Annotated in this window: 21 protein-coding genes; 1 reads left to right on the top strand and 20 read right to left on the bottom strand. The window is 40.4% G+C overall.

The window, feature by feature from the left end; all coding sequences use genetic code 11:
• From GWJ01_RS18595 to GWJ01_RS18500, 20 genes are all read right to left on the bottom strand, one after another.
• On the bottom strand, positions 1-2,463 hold the full coding sequence (locus tag GWJ01_RS18595; RefSeq protein ID WP_020945804.1) for a hypothetical protein: 2,463 nt from the start codon (positions 2,461-2,463) through the stop codon (positions 1-3).
• Complete coding sequence (locus GWJ01_RS18590; protein WP_020945805.1) at positions 2,463-3,068, bottom strand: hypothetical protein; 606 nt, start codon at positions 3,066-3,068, stop codon at positions 2,463-2,465. Before GWJ01_RS18590 ends, GWJ01_RS18595 begins: the two co-directional genes overlap by 1 nt.
• On the bottom strand, positions 3,068-3,379 hold the full coding sequence (gp10, locus tag GWJ01_RS18585; protein WP_020945806.1) for a capsid staple protein: 312 nt from the start codon (positions 3,377-3,379) through the stop codon (positions 3,068-3,070). The genes GWJ01_RS18590 and gp10 overlap by 1 nt, the downstream gene beginning before the upstream one ends.
• A gap of 63 nt (positions 3,380-3,442) precedes the next feature.
• Positions 3,443-3,784 carry a hypothetical protein gene (locus tag GWJ01_RS18580; protein WP_020945807.1) on the bottom strand — a complete coding sequence of 114 codons (342 nt, stop codon included), beginning with the start codon at positions 3,782-3,784 and terminating at the stop codon, positions 3,443-3,445.
• A gap of 8 nt (positions 3,785-3,792) precedes the next feature.
• A complete protein-coding gene (locus tag GWJ01_RS18575) occupies positions 3,793-4,224 on the bottom strand; it encodes a Bbp16 family capsid cement protein (RefSeq protein WP_020945808.1) in 432 nt (143 codons plus the stop codon).
• Positions 4,225-4,282: 58 nt separating this feature from the next.
• A complete protein-coding gene (locus tag GWJ01_RS18570; protein ID WP_004243350.1) occupies positions 4,283-5,263 on the bottom strand; it encodes a major capsid protein in 981 nt (326 codons plus the stop codon).
• A 15-nt stretch (positions 5,264-5,278) separates the two neighbouring features.
• Positions 5,279-5,956, bottom strand: coding sequence for a hypothetical protein (locus GWJ01_RS18565; protein WP_020945809.1), 678 nt, complete (start codon positions 5,954-5,956; stop codon positions 5,279-5,281).
• A gap of 17 nt (positions 5,957-5,973) precedes the next feature.
• On the bottom strand, positions 5,974-6,288 hold the full coding sequence (locus GWJ01_RS18560; protein ID WP_020945810.1) for a Bbp19 family protein: 315 nt from the start codon (positions 6,286-6,288) through the stop codon (positions 5,974-5,976).
• The gene (locus tag GWJ01_RS18555; protein ID WP_020945811.1) at positions 6,285-7,949 is read right to left on the bottom strand and encodes a portal protein; all 1,665 of its coding nucleotides are present in this window, start codon (positions 7,947-7,949) and stop codon (positions 6,285-6,287) included. Before GWJ01_RS18555 ends, GWJ01_RS18560 begins: the two co-directional genes overlap by 4 nt.
• Before the next feature lie 9 nt (positions 7,950-7,958).
• Positions 7,959-8,168, bottom strand: coding sequence for a hypothetical protein (locus GWJ01_RS18550; RefSeq protein WP_020945812.1), 210 nt, complete (start codon positions 8,166-8,168; stop codon positions 7,959-7,961).
• A 185-nt stretch (positions 8,169-8,353) separates the two neighbouring features.
• On the bottom strand, positions 8,354-9,838 hold the full coding sequence (locus GWJ01_RS18545; RefSeq protein WP_004243357.1) for a hypothetical protein: 1,485 nt from the start codon (positions 9,836-9,838) through the stop codon (positions 8,354-8,356).
• Positions 9,838-10,401: a terminase small subunit gene (locus GWJ01_RS18540; RefSeq protein WP_004250874.1), complete on the bottom strand. Its 564-nt coding sequence runs from the start codon at positions 10,399-10,401 to the stop codon at positions 9,838-9,840. The genes GWJ01_RS18545 and GWJ01_RS18540 overlap by 1 nt, the downstream gene beginning before the upstream one ends.
• A 44-nt stretch (positions 10,402-10,445) precedes the next feature.
• On the bottom strand, positions 10,446-11,012 hold the full coding sequence (locus tag GWJ01_RS18535) for a hypothetical protein (RefSeq protein ID WP_020945814.1): 567 nt from the start codon (positions 11,010-11,012) through the stop codon (positions 10,446-10,448).
• A gap of 18 nt (positions 11,013-11,030) precedes the next feature.
• On the bottom strand, positions 11,031-11,372 hold the full coding sequence (locus tag GWJ01_RS18530) for a hypothetical protein (RefSeq protein WP_020945815.1): 342 nt from the start codon (positions 11,370-11,372) through the stop codon (positions 11,031-11,033).
• Positions 11,365-11,724: a phage protein NinX family protein gene (locus GWJ01_RS18525; RefSeq protein WP_041701163.1), complete on the bottom strand. Its 360-nt coding sequence runs from the start codon at positions 11,722-11,724 to the stop codon at positions 11,365-11,367. The genes GWJ01_RS18530 and GWJ01_RS18525 overlap by 8 nt, the downstream gene beginning before the upstream one ends.
• A gap of 122 nt (positions 11,725-11,846) precedes the next feature.
• Entirely contained in the window at positions 11,847-12,242 is a 396-nt protein-coding gene (locus GWJ01_RS18520; protein ID WP_041701164.1) for a RusA family crossover junction endodeoxyribonuclease, read from the bottom strand.
• Positions 12,239-12,652, bottom strand: a complete 414-nt coding sequence (locus GWJ01_RS18515) for a hypothetical protein (RefSeq protein WP_020945818.1) — start codon at positions 12,650-12,652, stop codon at positions 12,239-12,241. The genes GWJ01_RS18520 and GWJ01_RS18515 overlap by 4 nt, the downstream gene beginning before the upstream one ends.
• A 222-nt stretch (positions 12,653-12,874) precedes the next feature.
• On the bottom strand, positions 12,875-13,357 hold the full coding sequence (locus tag GWJ01_RS18510) for a replication protein P (RefSeq protein ID WP_020945819.1): 483 nt from the start codon (positions 13,355-13,357) through the stop codon (positions 12,875-12,877).
• Positions 13,326-14,279: a DnaT-like ssDNA-binding domain-containing protein gene (locus GWJ01_RS18505; RefSeq protein WP_020945820.1), complete on the bottom strand. Its 954-nt coding sequence runs from the start codon at positions 14,277-14,279 to the stop codon at positions 13,326-13,328. The genes GWJ01_RS18510 and GWJ01_RS18505 overlap by 32 nt, the downstream gene beginning before the upstream one ends.
• 338 nt (positions 14,280-14,617) lie before the next feature.
• A complete protein-coding gene (locus GWJ01_RS18500) occupies positions 14,618-14,839 on the bottom strand; it encodes a hypothetical protein (protein ID WP_235050598.1) in 222 nt (73 codons plus the stop codon).
• A 134-nt stretch (positions 14,840-14,973) separates the two neighbouring features.
• Here GWJ01_RS18500 and GWJ01_RS18495 point away from each other — a divergent pair, with 134 nt between their 5' ends.
• Positions 14,974-15,582, top strand: coding sequence for a hypothetical protein (locus tag GWJ01_RS18495; protein WP_004243373.1), 609 nt, complete (start codon positions 14,974-14,976; stop codon positions 15,580-15,582).
• Positions 15,583-15,741: the final 159 nt, after the last annotated feature.

Here is a 15,741-nt window from a genome sequence, read left to right as displayed (position 1 = left end):
TTAGAAACCACCAGCATCAATACGCGGAATAACAGAGAGCACCGCTAACGGTAAAGGATCAACCTGTCTAATAAAGACACGTCCGTTTTTGCTCCAATCTGCATCTAAATTAATTTCAACAATGCCTGTGGCATCATCAACAGGATTGTCGTAAAACTCGAATTGACGTTGAGGATACTCATATAGCCGTTCTTTTTCAGTACCAGCCCAAATCCCCCGACTACTATTTACAATTAAGCTGGCAACCTTAATAAGCTTCTTCTTATCAAGTAACGTTTCTTGCCCATTGATATGGATATCAAGCGTTTCTAATTCACTGGTAATAGGTAATCCGATATGTACTACGGATGATGGCGTATCAATTTCCACTGAACCATTGATGACAATGGCCTGCGGTGAAACATTAGCATCGGAAAGAATATTAACTGTCTTACCTTCAAGATGATTTAAGCCAGCAAAGCGATAGCGGGCTATGCTCCATTCAGTAGTGGGCGTATTTTGTAATGCTGGTGGAATATTGCGATTAGCAGAAATAACCACTTGATTTTCAGATATATATTGAACAATCTTACAGCGAAGCTCTTTGTGCTCATTATCTTCAAAATAAGGAATATTGACGGCACTACCAATATCAGAAGCACTAAAGACCGGATTGCCTGAAATCACTAATTGATAGTTTTCTTGATAGTTCCACTCACCCGCTCCACCAGTGATAGTTGCTGTTTTTGATATATCAGTATTTCTACCGTCATAACTTAAGCCAGAATCCACAAAGAAAGCATCTTCTGTACGAGTAAATAAACGGCTAGCCAAGCGCTCTACATACCGAACCTGTTTACCGTTTACTGTACGCTGAACAATAAAATAGGCTGAATCTTCATTGCCTTCACTGATCGAACACGTTGACTCAAATTTCCCTTCTGTCGATTGTGGTGCCCATGCAAAAACTTGTTGTTCTCTTAAATAGGTTAAAGCCAGCATTAACCCATCGTCACGTATGCACCATGCAATAGAATATGGAACCGTAGTAAATGACCAATCAACAATGCGGTGACGTTGAAATAGGTGATTTGCCAACATAGTTAAGTCAGTGCCTTGATACCCATCGACATCAAAGGAATACGATAAATCACGCACGGCACTACCTTTCTCTTGTATATAAAGCGCAATGTTCGCAACAGAGATTGGCGGCAAATCACTTGAACCGTTAGCACCTTGTGATGACATTGAAAAACTGGAAGGTGTAAGCACTTTGTTCTGATCGCCTGTTATTTGATATTCACCGCCTGAGGTCAATGCCACCAGCGAACCGACATCAATCAAATGGCGAATTTCATTAACTTGACGACCTGCATACGTGTAGATGATGCGATCATCATCTTGAATAGGATTATTACGCCCAAAGTCTTTATAGTCACCGCTACGACTAGCCCATATCGTTTGTGGGTAGGCACGAGAGCCAGCAAAGAATAAACGTTGTTGATAATAAACAACGGTGCTTGGATAACCATCAACATCATTCCACACTGCACGCGCCCATTTATGGCTTGCATTATCTTCACCAACGGCATTGGATGGAATATAAGAGATCACCTTTCCTGTGGCTGTTTTTCCATCTTCACTTACAGTTTCAATTTTTACGATACCAAAACCACTATGCAGATATTCCCACTGGATCCCTGTATCCCCCCCCCAACCATCCCAGCTCATTCCTTCAGTATGAGACGGTCTTAGTGTTCCTGTTTTACCGCCACTATTGGCACGATAGTAATTACTGTCAGCACGGCGTTGATCATTGAGGTTAGTTGTTTTATCTGTCTCCCATACCGGAACCGCATCAATATCACGTTGCTCTAAATAGAACTGTTTGCCTATTTGCTCGGTACCAAAAATATCATGCGTAGACGTTAACGTAATTTGCCCCGTACTTGCACTGGCATAAACTTTCATTGCCTTATCGGTATTGATATCTTCAAAGGGGCCGTTTTTGGTTTCAACGGAGACTAACTTCCAATCATCATGATCGTAACGCTGTAACTCCATTGGTGGATAATCAGTATGAACAATCGTCATAACATCGGCTGATTGCGTATACTTCAAATCAAACAAATCAGCTTCTTTATAAGGTGTCGCTAATTCAAACACTTCGCCTTTATGTTCACCATCAGCATAGAGAACCTGCCCACCATCTTTAAATACGCGAATATAACGATCACCAAACTCTAACGCATAGGTTTGTACGGTGCTGAATTGAAAAGGAATAAGGCGAGACTTCTTATTTTGATACTTTGTTTCAGCAATAAATCGTGTGCCTGGTCTATTCTCAACGCCACCATATTGACGAACAATAAAGTTATGGCACTTGCGCAGTGCAGTTGAATACTTCGCAAGATCAACACGCCCATATAAGCTTGGTGCAATTTCACCGCCTGAAAAACTAGGTTGAATAAGACTAAATGGCATTATGACAACCTCGCTTGTGTGAATTCATCCATATAATCAGTTGGCTCTGCTGACTCACTTAATGAATGTGCGGCCGCACTTTTAATAACACCTTGATAAATTTGTAATGCCTCACCACCAATACCCGCATTTGATGCCAATGGACGAGCCAATTCAGCCGCTAAACGCCATGCAAGGGCATCTTTAAATAACGCATCAAACATATTGACGTCAGTAATACGCGCAACATACTCAAGCCATGCACTAGGATGATCAGTAAAAATTAATCGACCAGTGCCGTTTTTATCTGAACCAACATGAAAATGGATTGCTGTATCTGGTCTACGGTACTTTTGATGAGGTTCGACAATGCCAATGGCTTTTAGACAATCATTAGGATAGCGATAGGCATACGCCCAATTAGGTGGGGGATTATTTGTATTAGCTAATGCCACCTTTTTAGTCGCAAAGTTCCAAGGGAAATCGGCCAGCACACTATCACGGCATTGCGCATAATGAAGATTGCATTGAACGGCTTCTTTGCTGGCTTCAGTCATACTATTAATTGAACGACTATTACCAATGCGACTTAATGCAATATTGCAAATTTCAATTTCTGAGGCCATTACTCACCTCCATCAAAAAGAACATCTGCCGTTGATTTTGTGTCGCCTGCACCTAAAGCCAGATCGGTTATTTGTAACTCTACATATACTGACTTCTTACCTTCACGTTCATTAATGGATTTAGACAGTATTTTGGCAACAGCAGACAACTCAATACTTTCACCAACATCAGGAATAGAAACGCCTAGTTTTTCTATTGTGTCGTTTTCAAGTGAAATACGTAGCCCGTATGGATATTCTTCACGAGTTTCTTTTTCACCTTTGGCATTTTCATAAGTTTCGGTGCTGGTTTTTAGATTGGTTAGTTTCATTGGATATCTCTCGGCTCAAGTAGAAAATAAAAAAGGGGCTTTCGCCCCCTTTATCATCGGGGGTTAAACCCCAAGTTCTTTCCGCTTTTCATCTATTGCGGTGCGCATTTTATCTGCGCCCATATTGTGATGAGGTGCTTTACCAAATAGCTGGGTATATTGCTCACGAAGCGCATCTAGGCTTGAATCAATCGCCACACCTGAACCGCTTACAGCAATATTACTTATGCCTTCACCAGTATTATCACCAGCCCCATCAGCCACACTATGAGTATTAAGTCGAGCATCAGCGCCACCAATTAACGCTAAGTTATCGCCAGCTATACCGTCGTACTCAACCTCTTCACCGATTTCAAGTAGACGCCCAGCGATAAATGATTTTTTTAAAACCTTATATCGTGACATGTCACACCTTATTGAGTTACAGCATCGTAAATAGGATGAGCATCAACAGTTAGGTTAATACCCGCAGTGAACTTACCCGCCGTTAATGGCCCTTCTGCAACAACATATTGCAGGCGCAGGTACTTCAGAACGCCTTGAGGTACTTTCGCCACAATACGTTTACCTGCATTTAAATCAGCAATTGGTATTGCCACTGATTCAAAGATAGATTTAGCATCAGAGAATTTATCGTCTGTCGCGGTTTCTAACTTAATTTGAACCGTCGCTTCACCTGATGCTTTAGCCTGTTCAGTCACTTGTGCAAACAGCTCTAATGGCTCACCAATACCGATATCACGAAATGCGCCATGCACTGGCGTTAAGTCGATAATTTGCTTACTTACAGCAGATGCAGTAACCGCCTGATCCAGTGAAAAAAGCGTTTCTTTATCTAAAATCATTTTGACTATCTCCAAATAAATGAAAGTTAGCGGAGCCGTTAAACGATACCGCAATAACTTATTTCACCTGATCTTCAGTCGTTAAGATGGCATCAACACGGCGAACAGGAATTTCATCGAATGAAACAACTTTCTTACCGGCAACTTCTGCCATGGAAATATTGACGTTTTTGCTGTTTTTAATTTGACGACGCATCCAGCTACGAATTTGCTGGTTACAATAAAAAACAGGACGCCCCATAGAAAGGTTAGGGATCTTCTCAATTGCTTGAATAAACAAGTCTGGTAAATCGAGTGTGTCCGCTTTTTCTGGATCTTTACCAATTTTAGATAAATCAATATTGGCGATACGGACAACATAGCGCCAGTCACGAACTGAGATACCATTTTTCCATTGGAAGTGAGTACGAAAGCCTTGGTATTTACCTTTGTTCTCATCTTCTAAAGTAACTTCACCTAAATGATTTTGCTCTAAACCTGCTTTAGAACCTTTAGGGAAAATACCGTGAACCGTGTTTTCACCCCATACGACTAACCACACAGAAGTTAAGTTACTGCCAGTACCACCAGCATCAATGATGTTGACTGCATTCTTTGCTTTCATGTCGTTAAAGCGTGCGGCTAAACCTGTAAAGCGCTGAGGATGAACCGTAGCATCACCATAAATAACTGTTTCAGCCATTTGCTGGTTCATTGACTCTAAGAATGCAATTGATTCAGACAATAGAAATTCATTCTTTTGTCCGTTCAAATTAGCAAGATCTTTATCAACCTCAGAATAGGTTTCAAGCATACCAATCGCATCAGTAACCTGAGCTGTAGTTGATTTGCTTGGTGGTACACCATAATTAAGCAAACGCCATGTTGCAGATGGTAAACCAGTACGAACAGTTGTACGGTGACCCGTTGGTAAGTTACCTTCAACGAAAACCATATCATCAAGAATTTCATTAGACTGATTCAGCAATTCGACGATCTTCGCTTGCTTGCTGTCAGGGCCTTGTCGTTTAGCCCAATCAACGAGAGTTAAAGCAGGCATGTTATTTCCTCTTTGTTATCCAAATAAAACATCAGCAGCACTTTTACTGCCGTTACTGTTGCCAGTGACAAGACCGTCCTCTGACATTGCTTTGCCTATCTTGGCAAAAGCCCGAATAATCTCTGGGTGATTACCTAACCCTGTTTCTGTTAAATACAATTTCAAATCATCAGAACCATAGGTATCTAATGCCTTTTGTGCTGCACCAATAGACTCATTTGATCCTAATTCTTCATCTGCTTTAACAGTTTTAACCCATTGCTCAGTCTGCTTTTGCCAACCATCATTGATTTGTTTCTGAATAGCAGGCATGATTTTAGAGCCATAAACATCAACCAGTTTTTGCGCTTGTTCGTTGTTTAAATTCAGCTCACGAGCAATCGGCTCAAAGACTTCTAATGCACCTTTATCAAGCTCTTGCCCTTCTTCTGGTGCTTTAAATTCATACTTTTCAGGCGCACCTACATCTGATTTATTGGCATCATTTTTCTTATCAGCCGGCTTGCCCTGCTCTTCACCATTCTCTTTTTCAGTGCTTTTATTAGGATCATCACTGTTTGCTGGTGGCTCATTTTTATCTGTTGCTGATGTTTCCTGAGTAGGTTCCGTTGCTGTACCGCCACCGCCTTCACATCCCTCGCTGTGTTGCTCGTTATACAAACGACGCATAATTAATTTCTGCCATAAGTTCATGACTGTTTCTCCCGTTGTTAAACGCTTGGTGTAGCTGCTTCATTTGCCATTTGCGCATAAAGCTCAGGGCAAACTTGGTGTAATTTATTGAAAACTTTTAACCCATAGTTACGCTCGCCCTCTCTAAATGCCATTGCATAGGGATCGTTAGAAAAAGAGCTACGAAATACGCCAGAGTCAGAAATCAAACGCCAAATAACAGCACGCCCAGCTTCTGTGGACATAACCTCTTTTAGCTGTTGTTCTTCTTTCTCTTGCCTATTTTTTTGTTGAATATCGTATTCAGTGCGAGCAATTCTCTCGTCTTCATACGCATCGAATGGATGTGTCATTGAGCACCTCCACCAGCCATAGCGGACAAGGCACTATCATTATCAAGATTGGTATCACTGAGCGTTTTAGCACCATCAATAGCGGACTGAGCCATTTGCATCTGAGCCATTTGTTGTTGCTGTGCTTGTCGTTGTTGACGTATGGCTTGTACTTGCTCATTGGTTGCAACGATAGTTGGAGAGACACCAATAGCAGACGCATAATTATCAATGGCATCATCAGCATTAAGCTTATCAAGGGCTTCAGGCTTAACTTTTGCCAGATTTCCAACAAAGCCAGCAAAGCGTTCGATACTGCCAATGCCAATCGCTTTCTGCGCCTGAGCCATTACAGAAATGTACTCAACCTTTAGATCCATTCCCTGCATTTCATCAGGCGCAATGGGAAGTAAATTTTTGTTTACCAAGATTGAGAAAGTGCGATTAATCAGTTTGTCGAGTAACTCAGAATCAAGGCGCTGGAGAACAGGCCCTAATTGCAATAGCTTCTCTTCTCGCATCTCAACAACGGCTTCAATCGGCATAGAGCGCGTATTCACCATTTGCATCATGCGGAACAAATCAACAAAGTAAGCGGTATCAATCAGTTGACGGGTATCTTGAACATCTTCAAGTAGTGCTTTCAATGCTACGGGTTGAACATCAAAAATCGTTTGAATTTTATTAGTGGGATTGGCCTCATCAAGATAGTTAATGCCACCGGGTATGGTATTTACCCGTTGGTTTTTTAATGAGGCAGGCACTTGTAAAGGTGGATTGGTCAGCTTATCAATCATCTGCGCTTTACGTTTTTGCATTAATTGAAGTGCTTTAGTGCCACCTAGCGCCAACATACCGGGGCAAGATGAGCCGTAAACATCTTCACCATTCACTTCCCAACGTGGCGCCATAATAGGAAATTCATCATAGCCAGATTCATGTAACACTTTCTCGTTATCACCCGCCACTTCAAGATAAACGGATTTAAAAGGCTTGTGCTTCGCCTCTAACTTTCCTGTTTGTCGTTCAAGGTTTGGATATACGGCATGAACCACTTCAACCCATTGGCTGTACTGACTTGAATTCCACATTGATTTAACAGTATCGCTGACACTATCAGTCCCGAACTCCATCACCAACTGGCGAACGGTCATCGTAAATTTGCGATAACAAACATCAACACTCAGGCTTGGGCTATTCGCAATGTAGTAACTGCCAAGAGGGAAATGAACGGTACGGATAATACGCTGGCTATCTTCAACAACGGCCATTGCAGCAGTGCCAAAGGTGCCTAAATCGCCATACATCAACGGTAATGACTGATAGAGGTTAGAACGATTGAACACTTCGTTCATACGTTGTTCAGTGGTTTCTAGCCAAAGTTTTACAGGACCATAATCCATTAAGTCAGGATCAGGTGTTGCTAAACGAAACCAAGGACGAGCAGGACTTGTAATACCTGACATCATGCCACTGGAAAGTACCGATGAAGCTAAAGACGCCGTAGGGTCAATGATCTTACTATTACGGCGATCACCTCGATTAACATCAGACGCAGTAAAGCGCGTACTACGAGGACGAGTGAAATCTGACAATTCACGCCAATGCGGTTCAAATGAACTACGCTCTGTTTCCAACTGATTAAGTTGTTGCAGTAGCTGTTGTTTCAATGGCGTTGACATAGTCACCTCTTATTGACCAAGTAAGGTTTTACCGCTGGTGGATGCTGAACTTGTCGCACCCTGCGCACCTGTTAGTAACGTAGACTTACGACCTGCGGCTGCACGGCGACGACGCATTTCATCATCACGACTACCCGTTACTGCCGCATCTTGTTCTTGGGGTGCTGCCTGAACTGGTGGAGGAGTAGTAATTTTTGGAGTTGAGCCTAATCCGCACATAATTCACCCATATATTAAATTAACCAATATTGCATATTAAATTAATAATACATGTTATTTGACAATATTGAAAATTATAACTACCATTTTGGTTATGCAATGCCACTGCATTTTTTCTCGGTATTGTTACCACGACAGCGTGCTTTACCTTAGGACTGTTTGCCCTCTACTCCAGAGGGCTTTTTTTATGCGAATGGATCGTAATCTGAATTGCTGACATTAACGCCAGAATGAGGTGAGGAATAATTTCTATCTATTTTGGTGACTGGATAGGCGAACGTCAGCGCGAGCGCATCACCTTTACCCGGTGAACGACCAAGACGCTTTTTAATTTCTGTTTTATCTTCTAGTACAATCTTGCTATCGATAACACGAACTTTGTATTCACCACATGACAAATCATCTGCGGTTTCCTGATCATCAATAGCCCCACCAATTTTTAGCCATGTCTTAACGCTGTTATACATTTCACCGCGTTTGTTTAGCATTTGTGGATCTGTTGATGCACCACCAAACTTAACTAAACGCCATACGCGCCCCCAACTTGTTCCAATAGAGTGAATACCAGTACCATATCCAAAGTCGATATGCACAGCGTCAGCCTTGTATTGATCTTCAAAGTCAGCAATACGCTTTGCCATAACAACATCATCAGTTGTTTTAAAGCCCGTCCACAAGCACTTACTGAATAAACCTTGGCGTAAATAAATGACTGCATCATCAATACCTGAATAGGCGGGGTCAACACCAATAATTACTGGAGCATGAGCAACTTCTGCCTGTGTGACAATGCGCTTCATGGCTTCATCAGTTAAACCTGTTGGGATAAACTGTAGTTCTGATGCTGATGGGAACACACCACGAACACGGACTTTAAAGAAGTCGCTATCTTCGCCGTAATCCTCTTCCCAATTTTTAATCTGCTCTTTGTTGCTACCTTCAACGGTACGGCTATCAATCTGCTTGGTATTCCAACGATGTTTAAACTTACGAAAGCACTCACGAAAGCGCCCTGTGTTACGGGTTGGGTTACCAAATGCAATCCAAATGATTTCGGTACCTTCATCCGTTAACGCTCCTTCTGCCACTTCCCATACCAGATCGGCAATGTTAGACGCTTCATCAAACACGAGGATAATACGCTTGCCTTTGTTGTGAAGTCCTGCGAATGCCTCTGTGTTGTTCTCTGACCACGGTACCGCATCAGCACGCCAAGCATTAGCATGATTAGGATCGTTTGAGTAGATAGCTGTCTTAGTGCAAGTAAACCAATTATTAGTTAGTGATAGGCGTTGCCACTTCGCTATTTCTGGCCACGTTTTAGTACGTAGCTGATTTTCGGTGTTGGCAGTGACGACTACCTTACAATCTTCGCAGGTATCCATACCCCACTTGATGATCATTGAAATAAATGCAGATTTGCCGATACCATGACCAGAAGCACGAGCAAGTAATAATGGCTGATGGCGTGTCTTTGGATTGCGTAGATGTTCACCGATTTCATTTAATGCTTCGGCTTGCCACTGACGAGGACCATTGTATTCTTCAAGCTCTCCACCAGCTTCACCCCAAGGAAATGCGTAATACGCATAACCTAATGGATCATGCGTAAATGATGCGATATCTTCAATGAGTTGTTCTTCTGGTGATTTCTGCAAAGCTTCTGACATTACTCAACGCTCCCTTGCTGAGCACGTTTACGAGCAGATGCCAACTTATCAGCCAATGATACATTTACATCAACCTGTACTCTGTCTCTAAAGGCATTGATATCAACGTGCTTACCAATCAACTCAAGCACCTTGATTTTATCCAGCAACTTCACTTTTTTAATGCGTGTATCACCGTCAATATCAATGATATCGAATGCAGCAACACTTTTACGCCAAATAGGTGACCATTCAGATATTGGTTTAATATCGCCTTTCTCATTGAGAATATCGGCAATATCCGCATCAAGCATATCAACCAAACGCCTGAGTACATTGTCAGCACTCATCTTGGTGCGCTTATTGCGCTGTTGCATAAGTTGAGCAATACGCTCTTGAATACGGGGATCAGCCATTAGTTGTGATGCGCGCTTGCAAGCACTGCCAGATGCATATCCAGCAGAGATTGCAGCATCAGTTTGATTATCGGGGGATTTGATATATTCCTGACAGAAACGCTCCATCTTGTCGTTGATAGGCGTTGGCTGTCGTGCTGGTTTCTTTCTTGGTCTTTTGATAGTCATAATCATCACCTCTTTGGTTATTATGACAATCACAAAGATAAACTTCAAACCATATAAGGTTTTGATTGTTTAGTATTACAATAACTCATCACTGAATTACATAATTTTCTATATTCTTCAATCACTGGCTTATTTTTCATAAGGAAAGATTTTACAAAATCAATTTTAAAATTACTATCTAAGAACCCCTCAAAACCTACTACGATAAATTCATTAAAATGATCAATACATATTCTTAAATCAATTATATAATTTGTGAGTTTTGGATCTACTCTTGATATATCAAGTAAATATTTTTCAATTATTTTTGATGAATGTTTTGATATAAAAAAACACTTATTATCAATATCTTCATCATCATAGCTAATAAAAATATCTTTGAACGATGTTTGAATATTTAGTCTAATAACTTGATTGTCTTTTAGCTTTTCATAAAACAATATAAAATCCCTAAAAGGTCTACTATTTGCTTTAACCTCTTCATAAATTAGCGTTTTCAAAGCTCTAAGTTCATTACGTTTATTTTTTCTTCTCCTTACCCATTCAAAGCATTCTTTAACTAAAAATAACCATATAGCTACAGCTGTTGTGATAGGTATAAATTTATCCATATATATCTCCTTTTTTCCTCATTCTACCTTCAACATCATTTCACGCCAGCCCTTTGTTACCCAGCATTTAGTATCACCTGATAAACAGCATTGCTGAACGGGTAACTGTTCGCCACAACGCTCACACTTACGCTTAGATAGCTCCTCAGCTTGTCTCTTATACTCTGCATCATCTTTACGGATAAGCATCTGCAAGTATTCAACAACATCATACGGTTCACGACCAGGTATACGCAGAACACAATTACGCTGTAACATCTCCAGCTCTTGATTATCCACCAGTAATTCAATCTTTGTTACGCCAAGTTCCTTTTGGCGTTTACGTTGTAGTGCCTTACGTTCAGCAGGTGATTTAGCCATTAACTAGCTCCTCAGGCACATCGACTTCACCACCTAACACCACAGCGACAGTAGCGCGACAAATTGCCTCTTGAGGTGTATCGCCATCGTAGTAATCATCTTGTAAGTAATTACAGATAGCAGACCATGCAATTTGATAATGCCCGAAATCGTTACTCAACATCTCATTGATCAGTTCAATAGCGTAAGTCTCAATAAACTCACCACACTTTAACCAGTCGCTAGATGGGCTATATACACAGTTATTAGCATCAACAATAAACTCTTTGCCAATACGAACATCAACGCCAATAGCTTTACCTACCGCCCAATCAAGCGCTAATCCTTTTAGTTTTGAGGTTTTAATTTTCATCATTTGCCCTTGCGTGACATGTCACAACTGTTTGATTTGTTGAATAAGCCTAATAGCATCAATTTCTTGGCTCATAATTTCTTCCCAAACTCATTCAACGATTAATTAACTCAGTCACTAACTTAACGAATGGTAATAAGTTCATGATTTTCTGTATTTTCAGGTAACGTTACCCCTATCTTTCCCTGCTCACCCCAAAGCTTTGACGCGCTGATATTCCACACCCTGCAATCTTCATCAAAGATGGCGTCCATAACGGCTTTAATCAGGTTGTCGACATCAGGACGTTGCTGGTGGGGTTTACCATTCATCTCAATGCGTTTCTTCTTGCTCCATGATTTAGGCATAGGGATAACAAACGTTAGGTGAGCACCGCTTTCAGGTAACGTAAAACGGTTAGCTCTCATCTCGTCACAAAAAGCGTGGTACTTAACGACAGCGGGTCTTTTCTTCCATGCGTCACACTGTGTCATACGTGGCTTTGGTACAGGGTTGATATAATAAATTTGCTGTTTCATGCGCGTACCGCCACCAGCATTGCGTTCATACGGCTATGAATATCAGCAATCTTTCCATGCTGTAACGGCGGTAAGCTCTTTCTGACGTAGGTTAGTGAGCCTTTCTGACAGATAACATGCTTATCCGTAGGTTTTACTGGCTTCTTGGTCATTAAAGAGGCTTCTTTTTTGATATCTAAATCACGTAGACGCTCCATGTAATCAGGCGCTAGAGTGTATAAATAACCAATGCCGACTACCGCTCTGCGCTCAACAACGGCGCATTCAATCAACTTGATCAACGCATAATTGGTCGTTGAGCGATTTTTCTTACCATCCAGCTCTGAGGCAATCTCGGTTATTTCGTTAACTGATAACGGTTTTTTCTTGTCATGTAATATTTCAACAACAAAATCCTGCATAAATTTCATATACGATAACCCTTAAGAGATTAATCACTATGATTAATATATCCAATTTGGTTATGTTTTCAAGTATAAAAAAACAGAGTTTTTAATTAAACTCATACCTACTTAAAACGCTATCAAATCGTCTATACGCTGTTTTCACTACTAAGACACCCAATCGCATACCTACAACAAATAAAACTCACCAGTGTTTATTACGCTAAGGATTTTGATATCCAATAAACCTTATGCCGATTTATGTTTACGTTTATCAGCATTTTCTAATAAATCCATCCATGCAGGCCTTGGTCTGGTTTTATCTTCAAGTCTTAACGTAGGCTTAGGTATTACCTCTCCTCGTTGCACTCGCTCAGACCACATACGGATCATTTTATTTAATCGCTTCTCAACCTCCGCTTCTGTCAACCTAAGGTCGTATACCTTTTGCCTAAGGTCAGTGAAGATCCAATACTGCACTGGGTGCCTAAATGGGTACATCTCAGCACTATGGTAATTGCATCGTCTGGCTAGGTATTTATTGAAATCTCTAAGCATTTCATCAAATGGAATTCCAAAAGCATTAGCGTCTACCAACTTGTCAGAAAGCATTGAAATGACATCAGATAACTCTGGTGGCCACGGATTACCATTGCTACAACGTTCAATGCAGAATTTAAATATCAAATCAAATTGATCGCTATTCAATCCGCTCAGTGCTCGTTTCCACATCAATGATGGTTCCGTCCCGTTCTTCTTGCTCCACTTGTCCCCATACAGCTCGATCATTTTCCACCAAAGCGGTAACAGCATCGGGTCCGTATTTATCGTTGACGTGCTGTAAGAATTCTTGCATTGGTTTTGATTTTCCAGCGAATTGGTTACTGGTTTTATTGCTCTGACTTGTCCCATTTCTCACCTCGTTATTTTTTGAGCGTTGAAATTTAATACTTTTTGCTAATGCCATTTCCCATTGTTCATGTGTTTTTGCTTTTCCCTCTGAACTCCAGTACGTAACAAATTCTGCTAACTCGTGCGGTTTCATTGGTGTCATGAGCCTTACCCCCCAGTACGCTGCCTTTTTCGTAAAGTCCTGATCTGGCTCCCATCCATGAAACATGACAAATTTTTCAGATACGCCAAATCCTCCTGATGGAACTCGGTTATTCAAAATAGCGTTATTCGCATTATGGTTTGGCTGATAATTTTCATCGTTCCCCTTAGAGAGAGGATCTTTATAAACTTCTTCCTCTTCCTCTTCCTCTGGTAACGTTTTTTGTAACGGTGACTGCGTTACTTTCTTTTTCTTTTTTTCTCGGTGCTCTGCCACTCTCCTATTAGTAAGTGCCCGTTTTTTCGATGATTCTCCGTTATGCCTATCAAAATTAGGTAAGACTAACTTACCATTATCATTTTTCATCCAACCCACGGTTATCAGTGCATCAGCAAAGCCGGAAATGAAAGTGATCCTATCTATTACGCTTTTTGTAACGCTTCCTGCGTTACCATCTAAGGTTTGTAAATCAGCCCAAGACCAAACTCTAATTAGCTTTCCTAACACAGCATCAGGGTCTATGTTTAATATCTCTGCTATTTGATAAATCTCTGGTTTATCTGGTGTTATAACTTCAACTTTGATCCAGCTACTAGCCATTTGACACCCCCTAGCAACGGGCGCTTTCAATCAATTGTTTTAATGCTGTTCTATACCCAATTGAGTTTTCATAATTACATGTAACGCAAACACCGTTACAAACGTAACGTTCAGCAACATGACCGTTCTTGCATTTTTTACCTGTGAAAAATTTCCCAAGCCCTTTTGACGCAGCTTCTTTTCGACTAATAATCTCCATTTCAACCTCATTTAATTATGTGTATGTGCAAATACTATCCATTATTTTAAAATAGATCAACCTAAAAAGACTTATTGGTTATTAATAAAAAATTAAGGACCACCGAAGTGATCCTTATCTATAAACAGCCTTTGAATTATTATTGAATAAAGAAATTGATTAATTGCTCTCTGGTTGTATCTGCACCGAACTCAATACAAATATCATATAACTTATTGAGTTTACTTAGTGAAGGCTTACGTTTTGCATAGCGTAGCTGATGTGATAGATACAACTTGCTATACCCCGTTCTTTGAGAGAATGCTTCTCTTTGCTTAATCGTTAAGCCGTTCCAAAATTTTTTAAAGTCGAAAACTTCCATAATTTCACCAATTTGATTAACCAATAAATAATAGTAACCGTTTAGGTACTTTACCAAAAGGGTTATTTGTTTGTTTAATACATCATAACTTAATCAAATTTGTATAAAGAATAGACACCAAAGGACTTGGAGAAATGAAAAGCATTGCTGAAATTAGAAAAGATAACCTGATTTATATTATTGAACGCTACTACAACGGCAAACAAAAATTATTGGCTGATGCGTTAGGCGTAGCACCAAGTATGATCTCCCGTTACCTATCACCAAAAGATTTAAAAAGCCATCGTGAACTCACCGATCCAATGTCACGTAAAATTGAATATGTGACTAGAATTAGCAAATATTGGATGGATGTAGACCATTTAAAAGAAGGTCATGCGGAGTCAGAAAAAGAAGAATATATTCCGACTGAAATTGGCAAGATACTCTCAGATAACATCACAACATTCATGCTAAATGATGGAATAAAATCAAGAGTTAAGCTTTCTGTCGATTCAGGGCTTGCACAATCAACAGTTAACCGCATTATTAATTGTGAAGCCAGTGCCACCGCTGAAAGCATTGATGCCATTGCAAAAGCAATGGGTCGCCAAGCCTATGAATTACTGATCCCTAAAAATGATAAAGGCACTATTAACTATGATAGAAGAGCCTATTCAAAACTTCCCGCCAGCGAACAAGCTGCTATTGAAAACTTCATTGAATTTATCATTAATAAAAACCAGCCTATCTCCCACGACTAACCCTTTCCATTAAAAAGAAGTCATATACTGGCTTCTTTTTACTCTTAATAAATCATTAAATTTCATAGTGATAAAAACAAACATAACCATATTGGTGATTTGTTTGTTTTTCATGGTTGACAATGGTTAATTTATGGTTATGATTAAAAGCATAAGTTA

It is taken from the genome of Proteus sp. G2618 (assembly GCF_009915995.1).
Classification (GTDB): Bacteria; Pseudomonadota; Gammaproteobacteria; order Enterobacterales; family Enterobacteriaceae; genus Proteus; species Proteus terrae.
The sequence above is the reverse complement of the archived record's forward strand: the minus strand, read 5'-3'. Positions and strand labels throughout refer to the sequence as shown.